This is a genomic window from Coprococcus sp. AF16-22 (genome assembly GCF_003461545.1).
GTDB classification, from domain to species: domain Bacteria; phylum Bacillota; class Clostridia; order Lachnospirales; family Lachnospiraceae; genus Coprococcus; species Coprococcus aceti.
This window is the reverse complement of record NZ_QTXH01000002.1, coordinates 139189-157136: the sequence shown is the minus strand read 5'-3', so window position 1 is coordinate 157136 and position 17948 is coordinate 139189. Positions and strand designations below refer to the sequence as shown.

At 44.3% G+C, this 17948-nt stretch carries 12 protein-coding genes; 4 read left to right on the top strand and 8 right to left on the bottom strand.

Features of this window, described 5'->3' with window-relative positions:
• Nucleotides 1–41 precede the first annotated feature (41 nt).
• The gene (locus DWW60_RS03400; RefSeq protein ID WP_117550038.1) at nt 42–1832 is read right to left on the bottom strand and encodes a CAP domain-containing protein; all 1791 of its coding nucleotides are present in this window, start codon (nt 1830–1832) and stop codon (nt 42–44) included.
• 258 nt (nt 1833–2090) lie between these two features.
• On the opposite strand from DWW60_RS03400, the gene DWW60_RS03395 reads away from it, so the two are divergent.
• The 3 genes from DWW60_RS03395 to DWW60_RS03385 all read left to right on the top strand — a co-directional run bounded on the left by DWW60_RS03395 (nt 2091) and on the right by DWW60_RS03385 (nt 4551).
• On the top strand, nt 2091–3290 hold the full coding sequence (locus DWW60_RS03395) for a class I SAM-dependent rRNA methyltransferase (protein ID WP_117874378.1): 1200 nt from the start codon (nt 2091–2093) through the stop codon (nt 3288–3290).
• Nucleotides 3291–3294: 4 nt separating this feature from the next.
• Nucleotides 3295–3897 carry a transglutaminase-like domain-containing protein gene (locus DWW60_RS03390; protein WP_015534517.1) on the top strand — a complete coding sequence of 201 codons (603 nt, stop codon included), beginning with the start codon at nt 3295–3297 and terminating at the stop codon, nt 3895–3897.
• 69 nt (nt 3898–3966) lie between these two features.
• The gene (locus DWW60_RS03385) at nt 3967–4551 is read left to right on the top strand and encodes a rhomboid family intramembrane serine protease (protein WP_015534516.1); all 585 of its coding nucleotides are present in this window, start codon (nt 3967–3969) and stop codon (nt 4549–4551) included.
• A gap of 445 nt (nt 4552–4996) precedes the next feature.
• On the opposite strand, the gene DWW60_RS03380 is transcribed toward DWW60_RS03385, so the two are convergent.
• The 7 genes from DWW60_RS03380 to DWW60_RS03350 form a co-directional block, all read right to left on the bottom strand.
• Nucleotides 4997–5659 (bottom strand): HAD hydrolase-like protein, encoded by a 663-nt coding sequence (locus tag DWW60_RS03380; protein WP_117874377.1) that lies wholly within the window; start codon nt 5657–5659, stop codon nt 4997–4999.
• A 128-nt stretch (nt 5660–5787) separates the two neighbouring features.
• A complete protein-coding gene (fabV, locus tag DWW60_RS03375) occupies nt 5788–6951 on the bottom strand; it encodes an enoyl-ACP reductase FabV (protein WP_117874376.1) in 1164 nt (387 codons plus the stop codon).
• A gap of 30 nt (nt 6952–6981) precedes the next feature.
• The gene (gene dnaB, locus DWW60_RS03370) at nt 6982–8313 is read right to left on the bottom strand and encodes a replicative DNA helicase (protein WP_015534513.1); all 1332 of its coding nucleotides are present in this window, start codon (nt 8311–8313) and stop codon (nt 6982–6984) included.
• A 16-nt stretch (nt 8314–8329) separates the two neighbouring features.
• The gene (rplI, locus tag DWW60_RS03365) at nt 8330–8776 is read right to left on the bottom strand and encodes a 50S ribosomal protein L9 (RefSeq protein ID WP_015534512.1); all 447 of its coding nucleotides are present in this window, start codon (nt 8774–8776) and stop codon (nt 8330–8332) included.
• 3 nt (nt 8777–8779) lie between these two features.
• A complete protein-coding gene (locus tag DWW60_RS03360) occupies nt 8780–10918 on the bottom strand; it encodes a DHH family phosphoesterase (RefSeq protein WP_117874375.1) in 2139 nt (712 codons plus the stop codon).
• Nucleotides 10919–11098: 180 nt separating this feature from the next.
• Entirely contained in the window at nt 11099–12454 is a 1356-nt protein-coding gene (locus DWW60_RS03355) for a glucose-6-phosphate isomerase (RefSeq protein WP_004852292.1), read from the bottom strand.
• Nucleotides 12455–12602: 148 nt separating this feature from the next.
• Nucleotides 12603–16904, bottom strand: coding sequence for an MBG domain-containing protein (locus DWW60_RS03350; RefSeq protein WP_117874374.1), 4302 nt, complete (start codon nt 16902–16904; stop codon nt 12603–12605).
• A gap of 215 nt (nt 16905–17119) precedes the next feature.
• Here DWW60_RS03350 and DWW60_RS03345 point away from each other — a divergent pair, with 215 nt between their 5' ends.
• Nucleotides 17120–17923, top strand: coding sequence for a MerR family transcriptional regulator (locus DWW60_RS03345; RefSeq protein ID WP_022215997.1), 804 nt, complete (start codon nt 17120–17122; stop codon nt 17921–17923).
• The last annotated feature ends 25 nt before the right edge of the window (nt 17924–17948 follow it).

The window sequence follows — 17948 nt, the reverse complement described above, 5'->3', positions numbered from 1 at the left end:
GGATTTAACAGTCTTATTTTCCACTAATTTCCTAATTAAAATTACTTGCCAAATGTAAGGACATAATATCTCTTATATCCCTGTTTGTCATTTTTGAGAGCCACAAATACTGCAACGCCCATGGTCTTGTATGTAGTATTCAGCATATTGCTGTCATGTGCGGTCGACTTGGACCATGCTCTGAACACGAGATCTCCACCACTGAAACCACATGCAAGATTCTCTCCGTACAACTCGTACATGGAGTTGAGACACAGTGTTCCATTTGGTCTGTAATGGCTGTACTTGTTGCTTATCTCCTTTGCTCTTGTGGTAGCGGTCTCTGTCAGAGATGTTGACACCTTAAGGCTTGAAAGTCCATTTTCTGCACGATGCTGGTTGACCATCTTACTCAGTCTGTTTGCCGCGCCTATATCATAATATCCATATACTCTTGTCTTTCTGCCCTTACCAAGATCGATAGTGTAATATCTCTTGACCGAGAGATCGTACTCTCTCTTATATACAACGCCTCTTCTGTTGACATATGCTATGTAGCCATCGGCTGTCTTATACTTTCCAGCCTTTACAACTCGCTTTGCAGCGCTGTTGAAATAGTAATTGGCATTTCCGATCTTCATTATGAGCTTCTTTGCAGGCTTCCACTTTCTGCCTGTAAACTTGTATGCCTTCTTGGTGCTGTTGTTATAGCTGATTGTGGCTACGCCTTTAGAGCCGAAATAATATCTGCTGCGGTAGACAGTCTTCCACATATTTTTCTTCTGCACCCATGTGTTCTTCGAGTAATCAAAGTCGTATACCTTCTTTGTACCCTTCTGATCTGTATATCTTGAGGTAACATATCCGCCGTCACATACGTAGTAAGCGGTACTTCCATTTACCTTCTTCCATCCTGATGATGTACGTCTATTTCCATTTGCATCATAGAAATAGTATCTGTTTCCGTTGAGCTTGTCGATCACATTTGAGACTCTCTTGTATGACTTGCTGCTTGATATGTATCTGTACAATATATTCGATGCCTGATCATACAGAATGGTACATGTGCCTGATCCATCAAAATACATCAGCTTTCTGCCTGTATTCTTCCACAGGTTCTTGTTCATATCCCAGCTCTTCTTTGAATCGTTAAATGAATACTTTCTGAAAATGCCTGATGCCTTGTAGATCCTCTCCTTTACATAGTGGGATCCACCGCCTGTTACAAATACCATATTGTCATAATTTATATGATACCAACCGCCCTTTGTGACCTTGTCACCATTTGAATTGAAATAATATGTTCTGCCATCGTTGAGAATAAGCATCTGGTTCTTCACCTGGACAAGCTTGCCGCTGCTCAGTGACTTTGCCTTCTTGCTGCTATTATCGTATATCTTTTCACACAGTCCGGAATTGTTCAGATAATAGAGAACGTTATCCACTGTCTGCCACTCGTTCTTGCAGATCGTCCAGTCCTTTGAATCAGCGCTGAATCTGTATATCTTGATGGTATCGCCAGAACGTGTAAACTTCATAGCTGCCACGCCATTTTCATCTATAAGATATCTGGTGCCATCATCGGCATCTATCCAGCCTGCAGTTTTCTGCACTTCACCATTAACATAATATCTGAAGTAACCATCCTCATCCTGTATCACTCCACTCTGAACTGCATCTGATGCTGTGGCCAGAACTGCCGTGCCGTCAGCTCCCATCTCATCTGCCTGTGTCACCACATTTGTAGAAAAAATCACAATAGCCAATACAGCAATCGCCATAAGACTGCCTATAGCTTTTGCCGCCATCAGGCTCTTTTCTCTCTTTGCAATATTAGTCTTCATTGTAGACATCTTTACTGTCCTCCTTTTTATTAAACATCAGTTTCCGCAGGGAATCTGACGTTTGTGTGCATTCTGCTACGTTCGTAGTATACACGTGTTACATATTTTTTACAAGTATAACTTTTTTACAAGTTTTTTGTTACAAATGTGTTAAGTTGCCCCATCTTGGATTATTTGTCTACATATGGTAAAATAAATCCGCAAAATTCAAAAACAGACAACGAAAAATGTCTGCCAACGGCAGTACAGAGAAAGGATACATATATTATGGGAGCTATTGTTACATTAAAAAAGGGAGAGGGACGACTTCTGAAGTCCGGCGGAGCATGGATATTTGACAATGAGGTCGACACCATAGTCGGCAGCTTTGAGAACGGCGACATCGTCATAGTAAAGGACTTCGACGGTTATCCACTCGGCAAAGGATTCATAAATACCAACTCCAAGATCTTCATCCGCATGCTCACAAGACATGTGGACACCGAGATCGACGAGGCATTCTTCACAAAGAGACTTCAGGATGCATGGGATTACCGCAAGAAAACCGTCGACACCAGTAGCTGCCATGTCGTATTTGGCGAGGCTGATTTTCTGCCGGGAATCGTCATTGACAAGTTTGAAAACGTGCTTGTTGTCGAATCACTGGCACTCGGCATCGACAAAGTTAAAAATTTGTTAATAAATATTTTAAAAAATATACTTAAAAATGATGGTATAATAATCGAGGGTGTTTATGAACGAAGCGATGCAAAAGTCAGAAAACACGAGGGGATGGATACCTATAAAGGGTTTATTGGTGACGAATTTAACACAAAGGTTCATATAAATGAAAATGGCGTTCGATATATTGTTGATGTGAAAGACGGTCAGAAGACCGGATTCTTTCTGGATCAGAAGTATAATCGTCTTGCTATTCAGAGAATATGTAAAGATGCAAAGGTTCTTGATTGCTTTACACACACAGGCTCCTTTGCTCTCAACGCAGGCATAGCCGGTGCTTCCAGCGTTTTGGGAGTAGACGCTTCAGAACTTGCTATTGCCCAGGCCAGAGAGAATGCAGCGCTCAACGGATTGGAGAGCACTGTCTCTTTTGAGTGCAGAGATGTATTTGATCTTCTTCCTGAACTGGAATCAAAAGGCGAACAGTTTGACGTTGTCATACTTGACCCGCCGGCATTCACAAAATCAAGAAATTCAATAAAGAACGCAGTCAAAGGCTATCGCGAGATTAATCTGCGTGCTATGAAACTCGTAAGGGATGGTGGATTCCTTGCGACTTGTTCATGTTCACATTTTATGGATTTCGAGTTATTTACCAAGACCATAAAACAGGCCGCCATGAATTCACATGTAAGACTTCGCCAGGTAGAGTTCCGCACACAGGCTCCTGATCACCCAATATTATGGGCTGCAGATGAATCTTATTATCTGAAGTTCTACATATTCCAAGTAATAAAGGAGAGATGACACAATGCAACTAATTCAGAGAAATAAGGATTCAGCATATTTGCAATACGACAAGTATGTAAATTATGACAATCCTATCGTTGCTGCAAAGGCAAAGGAACTTGCTGCAGATTGCAAGAGCAGTGATGAGATCATACAGGCATGTTACTATTTTGTCCGGGATAGGATTTCTCACACATATGACAGCAACTTTTCAGTAATAACTATCAGCGCTTCCGATGTACTGGAAGCCAGCACGGGCATCAGCTATTCAAAGGCCAATTTGCTGGCAGCACTGCTTCGTGCCAACAACTTATATACAGGATTCTGCTATATCCGTATCAAGCACAAGGGCGGACTTATGGCTATGCATGCACTTAATGCGGTATATCACCCGGATCTCAAGAAGTGGATACGTCTTGATGCCCGTGGCAATAAATACGGCGGTTTCAACGCCGATTACACACATAATGAGACTCAGATGGGACATGTGATTGATTCAGCAGCCGGAGAGTATGAGTTCAACGACCTCATCGCCGTACCGCTTCCATCAACCATGAGGGTTCTCGAACAGAGTACCAACTTCTACAAGATGTACTTTAACGATATGCCAGATTATGACGCTTAAAAAATATTACCAGCGGATGACCGCTGGTAATATTTTTCTATACTATATGAATAAGAGGGGAACCGATCCATGTCAAAGACAAAATCCAAAACCATATTAAGAATATCCTTTAACTCACCTGTGGTACTTACATTTGCACTCATTTGTCTGGGAGCTTACCTCCTGAATATCCTCACAGGCGGCAAAAGTAACTTTCTTCTATTTGAAGTATACAGAGCCCCTCTCACCGATCCTTTAACCTACATCCGCATGTTTGCCCATGTGTTTGGTCACGCAAGCTGGAGTCACCTTATCAACAACATGACGCTGCTGCTTGTGATCGGCCCACTACTTGAGGAAAAATACGGCTCAAAGGATCTGCTCATCGTAACCATCACCACCGCACTGGTGACAGGAATCGTGCATTTTATATTCTTCCCTGGTACAGCATTGCTCGGCGCCAGCGGAGTGGTATTCGCATACATTCTTCTGTCTTCTTTTGCATGTATAAAGGACGGCTCCATACCGCTCACCTTCATACTTGTTGCAGTGCTTTATATCGGCGGACAGGTGGCTGACGGAGTGTTTGTGAAGGACAATGTGTCTAATCTCACCCACATTATCGGGGGGATCATCGGAGCGTTCTTCGGGTATATCTCAAATGTCAGGAGATGATCTGACGAACGGACGGATGACATACTCTCCAGGGACAGAAATTGGGTCTCTATATATGTAATCACGCTCGACTTACCTCACTTTGCTTTGCTTATATCTGCACGCGGCTCCCGCTCGCTATAAGGGCGTTGCGAGCTCCGCCTTAGCAATAAGCAGCAAAGTTCAGGCGTCTTCGCTATCGATTACATATATAGAGACCCAATTTTTATATCCCTGGAGAGTATGTCATCCTGATCTTATTGGATATATACTTTTCAGATCATTCTCCTGACATATTTCGCTGAAAAATATATTTTATACACCACACTATATTATAGATATCGACTCTTACCTGTTTTTCTTTTATTCAGTTCCCCAGAGTGTCATCCCACAAAAATAATCATAGATATTTAATAAAAAATATATATCAACACAGACATCTATAAACTATAAGCTACCTTTCTATCTACAGATTCAGGATTTCCTCTGGGCTTTCTACTATGTTGTCTGCGCCGACTGCTTCGAATTCTTCTCTGCTGCCGTAGCCGTAGAGGACTCCTATGGTCTGGAGGCCACAGGCTTTGCCACCTTCTATGTCGTAGCGTCTGTCGCCTATCATCACAACCTGGTTTGATTTTATCATATCTTCTGTCAGTCCGTGATCTTTCTTGAGGCTTTCAAGGACCTGGGATATGATGTGCTTCTTGTCTGATCCTGTTCCGTCGGGATTACTTCCAACTACAACGTCAAAATATTTTCCCACACCGAACTTCTCAAGGATACGGAGTGTCGGCTCTGTCGGCTTGCTGGTTGCAACTGAGAGTATGCAGCCCTTCTCCTTAAGGGCACGCAGGGTGTCTGCCACTCCGTCGTACACCTCAGCCTCGAAGAGACCTACCACGTTGTATCTCTCTCTGTACTTCGCAACCATCTCTTTCGCTTTTGCGTCGTCCATGCCGAATTCCCTCACGAAAGAATCATAAAGTGATGGTCCTATAAAGCTTCTGAATACACTGTATTCAGGATATGGAATTCCAGCCCAGTCAAGAGCGTATTTTATACAGTTGAATATTCCTTTCTCAGACTTGGTGATGGTTCCATCAAGATCAAATAATAAATATTTGTACATATACCGTCTTCCTCCTTGCGAAAATAATGGGTCAGGCACGCCAAAAAAGCGCTTACCGAAATGCCCCGCAAATTCTATGAATCTGTGGGGCATTTGTAGTATTTATATATTGAAACTACCCATGAATATTACATGATATCAACATCTGCTGAGTAATCCACACCGTCGATCTTGAAACCGAACATGTTGTAGAAATCCTCCCAGTATCCATCGATGTCTGCTATATCCTTGACATTGTCATTGTTGACTGTATCCCAGTGCTCAGCAACAACTTCCTGAACATCATCTCTCATCTCCCAGTCGTCCATACGGATGAATCCGTTGTCGTCCACCTGGCTGTCATCCAGGATCTTATCCATGAACAGTCTCTGCATCTGCTCTATGCATCCCTCGTGGAGTCCCTTCTCTTTCATAACTTTGTAGAGAAGTGTGATATACAGAGGTACGATAGGGATAGCTGCACTTGACTGTGTGACAAGAGCCTTGTTGATGGCTATCTTCGCCTTTATGTTAGGGAACTTTTCATTTATAATGTCTGCTGACTTGTACAGATCCTTCTTTGCCTGTCCGATCGATCCCTCAGCGTAGATAGGGAATGTGATCTTTGGTCCTATGTATGAGTATGCAACTGTGATCACGTTATCTGCCAGAACTCCGGCATCTGAGAGTGCCTGCATCCAGTCGATCCAGTCCTCACCGCCCATTACCTTGATGGTGGCATTGATCTCGTCATCATTTGCCGCTGTTATATGTGCATCTGTGATGGTGTTGTCCTTGAGTACAAGTGTCTTGTTGGTGTACTCCTCACCAACCGTCTTGAGTACTGATGTGTACTTTGTTCCATCTGGAGTTGTTCTTCTAGGGGCAGCCAGGCTGTATACGATCATGTCTATCTTGCCCATGTCTGCCTTGATGGTCTCGATGACCTGCTCCTTGATCTCGACTGAGAACGCGTCGCCATTGATGGACTTTGCATAGAGTCCGGCCTTGTGAGCCTCCTCCTCAAATGCTCTGTTGTTGTAGAAGCCAGCGGTTGCTGTACGGCGTCCATTTGACTCCTTCTCAAACATAACGCCGAGGGTATCTGCGCCATAGCCAAATGCAACTGCGATACGTGATGCAAGTCCGTATCCTGTTGACGCTCCGATCACCAGAACCTTCTTAGGTGCGTTATCGCTCTTAACTGCTCCCTTTGACTTGACATACTCGATCTGATTCTTTACATTCTGTGCGCATCCCACCGGGTGAGCTGTTGTACAAATAAAATCTTTAACTCTTGGTTCAACTACCATTTTCAATTCTCCTTATAAAACATAATATATTTAGTGCTCTTTGTTGGCAAACTTCGTGTATTCCTGCAGCCATACCAGATCCACAGATCCGGTGGCACCTTTTCTCTGTTTAGCTATGATTATCTCCGAGATACCCTTCTTGTCGGTATCAGGATTGTAATAATCATCTCTGTATATGAACATAACCACATCGGCATCCTGCTCGATAGATCCCGACTCTCGGAGATCCGCAAGCACAGGCTTGTGATCCGGTCTCTTATCAACCTCTCGGTTAAGCTGTGACAGCGCTATGATAGGCACATCCAGCTCCCTGGCAAGCATCTTCAACGATCTCGACATATCAGATACGAACTGCTGTCGCGACTCAACTCGTCCCGTCGTGCTCATAAGCTGCAGGTAGTCGATGATGATGAGTCCAAGATTGTTCTTGCTCTTGAGCTGTCTGCATTTTGATCTCAGCTCGGATATGGTGAGTGCTGAACTATCCTCTATGTACAGCGGTGCGGCAGCTATACTCTCCGCACTGGCAAGCACCTGATCCCAGTCGTCCTCAGCCAATTGTCCCGTCTGTACCTTCTGGGAATCAACCAGGGAATCCATGGCTATCATACGCGTTACAAGCTGCTCCTTGCTCATCTCCAGGTTGAATATCGCAGTGGCAATTCCCTTGCGCACGGCAACATGGTGGGCAATATTAAGAACAAATGCCGTCTTACCCATGGCAGGTCTAGCAGCCACCAGTATAAACTCCGATCCATGGAGACCGGTGAGCATATTGTCCAGATCTATGAATCCCGTAGGGATACCTGTTACTCTTGTGTTCTTTCTGGAAGCCTCCTCTATCTGCTCGATAACGTTCATGACGATCCTGTCGATCCCCACAAATTTGCTGGAGCCGTTCCTCTCCTTTATCAGATTGAACACACCGCTCTCGGCCTGTTCAAGAAGCTGTTCAACTCCCTCAGAATCAAGATAACAGTCCTTCTCCACTTCCTCGCACAGCTTTATCATCTTCCTGAGTATGGATTTGTCCGCCACGATCTCTGCGTAATGCTTGGCATTCACCGATGTCGGAACCGTCTCCAATATCTCCGCTATGGATTTGGTGCTTATGACCTCATCAGGTACATTGTTCTCCTCAAGCTTGTTCTTCAGGGTTACCAGATCGACCGCCTTACCCTCCTTGAACAGCTCTACCATATTCTCGAACAATATTCCGTACTGACCGTAGTAGAAATCCTCCTTGGTCAGCATATCGGACGCCTCCACTATGGCGTCTCTGTCCATGAGCATGGAACCTATAACAGACTTCTCGGCATCCAGATTGTAGGGAAGCTTTTTTCTTGCAAATGCATCTTCCATGTTTTATCTATACTCCTTATGCTTCCTCGACCTTTACAGCAAGCTCTGCCTGAACCTCAGGGTGAAGCTTGACCTTCACTGAAAAGCTTCCTAACGCCTTGATGGAGTCCTTCATAACGATCTTCTTCTTGTCTATATCCTTGCCGAGCTGGCTCTTGATGGCATCTGAGATCTCCTTTGTGGATACTGAGCCAAATGTTCTTCCGCCCTCTCCAACCTTGATCTTAACAGTTACTGAAGCCTTCTCAAGCTCTGCCGCAAGTGCCTTGGCATCAGCAAGATTCTCTGCTGCCACCTTCTCCTCATGAGCCTTGCGGAGCTTGAAATCATTCATATTCTTTGGAGTTGCCTCCATGCCGAGCTTCTTAGGAATTATGAAATTTCTTGCGTAGCCCTCATTTACCTCTACCATTGCGCCTTTCTTTCCAAGGCTTTTAACATCCTGTAATAATATGACCTTCATATCCTAAATATCTCCTTCCTTATACATCTCATTCAGGAGCCCAACAAGCTCCTTCTTTATATCCTCTGCTTTCGCATTTTCAAACTGAGCTGCCGCGATATTTGCATGACCGCCGCCACCCATTCTCTCCATGATTATCTGGACATTGACATCGTCAATGGCTCTTGCACTTATCTTGACATCCGCACCCATCTGCGCTATTACAAACGAAGCTCTGACACCTGCGATGTTCAGCATCTCATTTGCAATCTTGGCGGTGAGTACCACCGGCGACTCAGGGCCATCCCCAGGTGTAATGATTGATATAGCAAATGCATCAAGCACCATCTCTGCGTGGCTGACACCCTCCGCCTTCTGTCTGTAGGTCTCTATGTCAGTTCTGAACATCTTCCTTACTCGCATGACATCCGCACCGCTTCTCTTCAGGAACGCGGCTGCCTCAAAGGTTCTGACACCGGTCTTGCTCAGGAAGTTGTCGGTGTCAATGAGTATTCCGGCATACATGGCGTCCGCCTCTGTAGGCCTGAGCTTTATCTTCTCATCCATGTACTGGAGCATCTCTGCGATCATCTCACATGCAGATGACGCAAATGGCTCTATATACGACAGTGTCGCATTTGCAATGACATCCTTTGTCTGCCTGTGGTGATCGAACACCACTATGCTCTTCGCATATGCCAGCAGTTCCTCACACTCCGTGAGCGTAGGATTATTCACATCCGTCACAACTACGACCGTGTCGTCATCGACCAGACTGAGCGCCTGATCGTTGTTGATTATCATATCTGCCGGGTAGGAATTGCTCGAAGTGAAATTGCCGTATATCGGACTTATGGCCGATGACACCTCATTTACAACTATATGCGCCGTCTTGCCCAGCGCAGTCACCATCTTGTATATTCCTATACCTGAACCAAAAGCATCCATGTCCGGATTCTTGTGGGCCATGATTATAACCTTCTCCTTGGTCTCAAGAAGCTCCTTGAACGCAAGAGTCTTAACCCTCGCCTTAACTCTCGTGGACTTCTCCGTTCCCTGACTCTTACCGCCAAAGTAGGTGATCCTGTCGGCGGACTTGATAACCGCCTGATCGCCGCCTCGGCCCAGAGCAAGCTCCATGGCGGAACGCGCTGCCTCAAAGTTTTCTATAAAGCTCTTGTAATCAGTACCAAGACTTATACTGAGTGTAAGCGGAAGATCATTTCCGATATTTATAGCCTTGACCTCATCGAGCAGGGCAAATTTGTTCTCCTTGAGCTGATCCAGATACTTCTGTGGCATCACGAACATGTACTTGTCCTTCTCAAGGCTCTTGACTATGGCGTCGACATTTGCCATGTATTTGTTGATCTTTCTGTCGACCAGGGCAACAAGAAGAGAGTGTCGTACTTCCTCAAGCGACTCAAATATCTCATCGTAGTTATCAATATATATGAGACCCGCAACCAGCTTCTGATCGTGGTTCTCCTGAGTGAGCTGATTTACCACTGTCACATCAAACATGTAGAACGCAAGGAAGGTGTCCGTCTTGCCGTGGTGTCTTGAACCACCGTGCGAAGCCTTCGTCTCTTTCTTCTGCTCAGCAGACCCGTCTCCGTCTGTGCCGGCCTCATCCGGCTGGGCATCAGTCTCTTCCATAACAGGCTCAACCTTGTTCACCTGTACACGTCTGATCTCATAACGGTATTCTCTTCCGTTAAATGCTATCTCTCCCTCGGTAACCTCCTCCTGATAAGGAAGACTCTCCTCGGTAACCTCCTCAAATACCTGAACTATATTCAGCTTCATGAGCTTTCTCTTACTGGTCTCCGTTATACCTGAGAACTCGTCGTTCACCCACACAACTTTTCCATCCTCGTCAAGCAATGCGTACGGAACCGGAAACTCCTTTATGAGCTCCTTCTGCATCTTGCCGTGCTCCATGGCAAATTCCACATATCTGTCGCGGGACAAAGCATTCATCCTCAGGAAAACAACAATGCTCACCGCTCCGTATACTGCCGTAAAAATGGTGGCTATAACGCCGGCTCCTATTCCGACAAAATACATGAACACTGTCATCAGACAGAACATTCCTATCAGATACAATGGAACCTGTCTATATCGGTTGTACAGCCCCTCTACATCTCTCTTTTCATTCATATGTCACTGCCCTTCTTATCCTTCCATTCACAATGCAAATGATCAGGCTCAATTCTGAGCCTATACACTTCATAAGTATAACATTGTGCGATTCTGATTACAAGAAATATAGAATTGCAAAAAAATGCAGGTGTGGCAAAACACACCTGCATCTCTTATATATTAATCTGTAAAGATCTATTAACCGTTGATTCTTGCAAGAAGCTCCTTGCCAAGCTCCTCGTTGCCCGGCTTGCCGAGAAGAGCGAACATGTTCTTCTTGTAGCTCTCAACACCTGGCTGATTGAATGGATTTACACCAAGTGTGTATCCACTCACACCACATGCAAACTCAAATGTGTAGAATAGCTCACCGAGAGTGAACTCATCAATCTTGTCGATGTTGATCTGGATGATAGGAATTCCACCATCTGCGTGTGCAAGGATAGTTCCGTTCATAGCACTCTTGTTGGCGAAATCAACTGTCTTGCCTGCAAGATAGTTAAGTCCGTCAAGATCTGAGTCCTCAGCCTCCATAACGATCTCACATGTTGGATTAACAACATTGATCACTGTCTCAAAGTGGTTCTGTGAACCCTGCTGGATGAACTGTCCAAGTGAATGAAGGTCTGTTGTAAAGTCTGTGGCTGTTGGGAAGAGTCCCTTGCCATCCTTACCCTCGCTCTCGCCGTAGAGCTGTTTCCACCACTCTGATACATAGTGGAGTGCCGGCTCAAAGTTAGCAAGGATCTCGATTGACTTACCCTTGTTGTACAGTACATTTCTTACTGCTGCGTACTTCATAGCATCTGAATCGTCGAAGTCCTGTGCAAGACAATCCTTTCTTGCTGAAGCTGCGCCTTCCATAAGCTTATCTATATCAGCACCGCTTACTGCTATTGGCAGAAGACCAACTGCTGTGAGAACTGAGAAACGTCCTCCTACATCATCAGGAACTACAAATGTCTCATAGCCTTCCTCTGTTGCAAGTGTCTTGAGAGCGCCCTTTGCCTTGTCCGTTGTGGCGTAGATTCTCTTTGCTGCGCCCTCCTTGCCATACTTCTCAACAAGCTTCTTCTTGAAGATTCTTGAAGCGATACCAGGCTCTGTTGTTGTACCCGACTTGGAGATGATGTTGATAGAGAAATCCCTGTCACCGATCACCTGAAGCAGATGAGCCATGTATGTGCTGCTGATATTTGATCCTGCATAGTAGATCTCAGGAGTCTTACGGATTGACTTGTCAACTGAATTATAAAAGCTGTGTCTTAAAGCTTCGATGGCTGCTCTTGCACCCAGGTAAGAACCACCGATACCGATTACTACAAGCACGTCTGAATCTGCCTGGATCTTAGCTGCTGCCTTCTTGATTCTCGCAAACTCTTCCTTGTCATAGTCTACTGGAAGGTCGATCCATCCAAGGAAATCATTTCCCTCACCGGTCTTGTTTACAAGTGTTGCCTTTGCAGCTACTACCTGATCCTTGATTGCTGCGATATCAGCGTCTGTAGCCATGGCTTTTGCATTCTTAAAATCGAAACTTACTGTCTGTGCCATTTGTTTTCTCTCCTTACTTGTATTAAATTTTTCACATTGAATCAATTTTAGCAAATAGGTATACCATAATCAACTATTAATCTCAAAAAACTCCCCCAAAGCCACAACCGGTTTGGAGGAGTTTTCAATTATAACCATGTCTAAAGCACTACTTAACCGTCACTTTGATCTTTGCACAAACACCATTTTCAGACATTACATAAACCGTACATGTGCCCTTACGCACTGCCTTTATAACTCCTGCAGATGAAACAGTTGCCACCTTTGCATTGGATGTTATGAACCTTTCCTTCTTCGTAAGATGGTTTAACGCCTTCTTCTTTGGATTCTCAAGCTTAACCTTCTTGATGATCTTAAATGTTTTACCTTTTGCAAGGTTAACCTTGGTCTTGTTCACAGTAACTTTCAGGACATTTGTCTTTGATGCTTGAGGCATTGCAACATGGACTGTATTTGTCCTGCCGAGATATACCTTCTTGCCACCCGACATCTTGTATGCGACTGTAAAATACTTGTATTCTCTCTTATTATTGAGGTTCTTATCGGCATATTTCTGGGACTTCGGTACATTAGCAAGCTTATTGAAGTTGTTCTTTCCATTACAATATGACCAGTATACATCATATCCTGTTGCACCTTTGACCTTATCCCATGTCAGATCTATTCTTGTTCCTGTTCCCTTTCCTTTCATAAGGAAGAACGGAAGTGTCTTCTTATAGAGTTCTGTTCCACTAGGTTCAACATTTGGAGATTTCTTTATAACAAGACGGCCAATGGCAAATGTTATATTGTAGTTTGGATTTGCACCCTTCTTCTGGCTTGCTGTGATCGTGTATGTTCCGGACTTCTCACCAGCAGCTCTCTTGAGAACAATTCCTGTAAGCTTATCCTTGCCAACAAGTCCCTCCGCTGTAAATGTAAACTTCGGATCCGCCTTGCCTTCATACTTAGATGCGTCATTTGCAGTTACTCTGATGGCTTTTGGATTTACCGTGATCGCAACCTTTGCAGCTGCTGCCTTATAGTTCTGATTTGCCGCAACGGATACTGTCACAACCGCCTTGCCTGCACCAACTATAGTTACCTTGCCTGTGCCATCCACCTTGACAACCTTTGTATTGCTGCTTGTAAATGTTTTCTTGTCATTTCTACTGCACTTCACATTGAGGGCAAACTTTGCACCTCCATATGTCTTTGCTGCCACCTTGCCTACTTTGAGAGTTGTTGCTGCTGGAATTATCTCTCTCTTTGCAACTGTGAACTGAACCGGTTGTGTTACATACTCATTGTAATTGGTTGTAGCACAAACCTTGGCATACATATAATATGTGCCCGGATCTGCTGATCTGGAGTTCTCCCACAATGTACCATCTGTGTTGCTGTTCTCTGTTGTGTAGTAATACTCTATAACAGGATCCTCTTGTGCTCCTGTAACCTCTGGAGCCTCTACACTGTCGCCAAATGTGTAATCGCTTACATCAAATTCAACATTCTGATCAAGTCTCTGTATTTCAAATTCTGCATATGCCGTAACATCAGCTATCTTCACAACAAACTTATAAGTACCTGCATTTACCGGCGCATTCTCATTTTCCGGATAATCGGTATCACCTGTTCCCTCATAATATGTAACAGCTGCCTCTCCGGTCTTCTCTGTTATCCAGTTATTAACAACTGCACCTGCATATTCTGTGCCGTCATACGCTCTGCTTTCTGCTGTCACAGTACAGCTGACCGCCTCGTTTCTGCCCTGATATGCGCAGTGTGCCGGATTCTCAGTTTCATTGCAATATGCAATTATCTTGTTACTGTGGCCTTCTTTTATCTCATACGTCCAGTCATGATAATGAACCATATCCCATGACTTGTTCTGAAGTATGTAATTGGCTGCATTTCCCGTAGTTGCAAGCCCAAATCTGTATGTAGTTACAACCTTCTCTATTCCTGGTGTAACGTCCCACAGTACCACAGTATAATCCTCGTCATATACCAGTTCTTCTCCATCCAGCAATCCTGAGAACTGGATTCCCTGTATATATGCATTTTCATCAACGATTACCTTATCCGCTGTGATCGTTTTCTTTTCGATAGTCACAGTCACATCGCCAAATACCGGTGAACACTCATCTGCTGTAACAAGGTAATACACCTTATATGTTCCGGCATTTTTAAGTTCTGGAACCGTCTGTGTGTACGGCTCATCTGCTGCCAATGAATAACGGATAGAAGCTCCATCCAGGCCATCTGCAATTGTAACAGATGGGCTATGTATCAATCCATCGTAAGTGCAGGTTGTATCTTCCGCAGTTACTCCGGCGATCAGATCACGTGAGACTGCCTTGGCATCTGACCACAATGAAGCTGGTTTTGTCGTATTAGCCACGTATCTTGTGCGAACATATACCCTCTGATTCTCTTCAAGTCCTGAGATAACATAATTATCTGACACATTCAGATCATCGAGAACTGTCCATGTCGCTCCATCCATCGAATACTGATACTGCTGTCCGCCAAGCGGGCTTACTGTCACAGAATCGCCAGTCACGCTTACTATCTCAATGCCTTCGCCGTCTGCAGCACTTTCCATATCAGCTGGTGTTGGATTCTGTATGTCTGCAAGAGTCTTCGGTGCAGATGGCGCCTCCGGTCTTGCTGCAACAGTTATATCAGCAGGTGTATCCTGACTGTTCTTCTTGCTGATACTTATATTTTTACCAAACAAACTATATGATACGTCGTTATCATCTGTTCCCTCAAGAGCTATATCACCATACATATCACTCACAATTTCATATGACTCGCCATCGACAGTGATGATATATGAAGTATCGCCATCAAGATCTGTCAGATTTTCTGTTATATAATCAACCTGTCCTGTAACTGCTCCTACATCAGCCACCGCTCCAACGCTAAATTTGAAACCTATATGTCCGCCATCTTCAACATTTGTCCATGACATTGTCAATCCCGAATCTATTCCTTCAACCAGGGATGCAGCATTCTGACCATTTATTTCAGCAGTTTCCTTTATGTAACTTGATGAACCTGTATTGTACTCAAATATTCTTCTGGAATCATAGTCCCCGATCCAGTAATAACTTGCCTGTGTTATAGGGGCAAGAACAAATGATGGAGTATCATCTGCCGCATCCGCCGCTTTAGCAACTCCCATCATCGCTATCTGCTGTAATTCACCATTCTTGACAGTGGCAGCAAGCACCGCTTCATCTGCACTGTCAGAGCTTGTAATACTATTTCCAATGTTCGCATCCGCTCCTATTGCAAATGAGTGCTGTCCCTCACCAAGTTCAGCATCAAAAATCAGATCGTGAGTATTCATAGGATCAAACGACAATCTTAGAGCTGCAAGCGAAGCCACAGATACTTGTGATGTAGCCGTTTCAGCTGAAGGCTCTGAATCGCTTCTGCTGTACAATCTCCATACTTTGTCGTAGCTTGTTCCAAGCATATAGTTCTTTCCGTCCTTGGTATACAAGCCAACAATATCAACCCCTTTGTCATTGGCCATGTAAGCCATAACTCCATTGCTTATATACCAGCAAGTATTTGGCTTTGTCCACGTATTTCCATTGTCACTGGTAGGGATAACTGCCTTTACCGCTCTGCTGGCTGTACCATCCACCACGCACCTGTACCAGTATCCATGAGTCGGGGTGAACGTATATGTACTTCCATTTGCACCTTCAATATCTGTAAATGGTCCACGCTTACTGGTTGCGCTCTGCCACTGATATGTTGCAGCTTCCCCTGTCACGTCCATAACGAGAGTGATTGAACTATTCGTCATATTCTTGCCATATGGATATCCATTGTTCATGAATACAACTTCTTCCTCCGAAGGATCTGTATTGCCTCCGCCTGAAAAGCCACCGATCTGAAATGTTATTTCATTGCCGCTGGCGTCCACGATCTTGCCAGCATTCAGATCAATACTTCCTATGTAAATATCAGGGAATACATAACCATTATAATATGTCCACGTATACAGATAATACACACCCGTGGTACCCATATCTATTCCCTCTCCGGAAATGGTATCCGTTCTGTCATATGTACCTGAACTCCTTGAGAACGAGTTCTCTGTTATCCAGCCTTTAAATCCGCAGCCTTCAGGTGACTCGGCACTCGCCCATCCACTGTACCTATGGCTGCTCAGATAATCACCAAAGTTTGTGAGATCTCCTGTCGTGAACTTCTCAGACTGAATGCCAAGCTTGCAGCTCGCGCTGGCATAACCGCTGGTTGTCCACCCCCACTTGAGACCTCTCATATGTCCATCTGTGCTTATATCCACGTCTGTTACCTTGATATTCTCCATAGCCGCTGCGTAGGCAGTATTCTTACCACCTATCGAAATCAAACACGTTATGACCATGAAAGCTGTCATGAGCCATGCCATAACTTTTCTGCATAGAATTCTTTCTTTCATACACTTCCCTCTCTTTCTCAATAAAACCTCTTTTTCGTGTGTCCGTTAATGTTTTCTCTCTGCAACCATTACCTCCTGTTAATTCTTGACTCTTTTCCTTTAACAATTTATGATAATTATAATTCGTACATCAATGTTCAAGTCAACAATATTTTTGCGGTATTTATGCAATATTCACAATTTTTTTTGTCTATTTTTAAGGGAAGGGGAATCATATGAATCACGCAAATAAAAATCTATATCAAATTGGCGAAGTCACCAAAATGCTTGGAGTGACAAGAAGAATGCTGTTAAACTACGAAGACCTGGGGCTTCTGACACCCGCATACAAAAATGAGAGCAGCGGTTTCCGCTACTACTCTGCCGATAACATCGTACATATACGAATTATAAAAGTTCTTCAGGGACTAGGATTATCGCTATCCGAGATTAACAAGTACTTCAATAATACCGAAAAGCTTGAGGATGTCATTGAACGTATGACTACGCTCCGTTCCCAGCTGGATCTGTGCATAGCCCAGCTTCAGCTGCGTCAGTCCCAGACATCAGAACCGGAGATCCGTTTTATCACTCTTCCCTCATTCACTGCATTTTGTCAGGAGTTCAAAGACTCTGATCTGGCCAGAAAAACTGAAGATCTGCGCAAGACCTTTATCGAGGCAACAAAAAAATACCAACTGGACACCACAGGCAAAATGTGTACAGAGGTTTTTGTCGAATCAACATCCGAAGGAAGATATGTCATACCTGTCGCAGCAGATCCTGACACCAATGACGAACACATAAAAAAACTTCCACAGACTGCAGCTATCTGTATATACCACCGTGGTCCATATGAAAATTTCGACACTGTCCAGAAGAAACTATTGGACTATGCAAAAGAAAACAATCTTGCTACTTGTGGTTATTTTCGCAATTCATTTATGGAGGGTCCTCCAACCCACGGAGCAAATAAAGATGCTTATATCACACAGATCGCACTGCCAATACACAAAAGCTCTCCGTTCGGATCGGCATGATCCGCACAGAGAGCTTCTGTTTCTG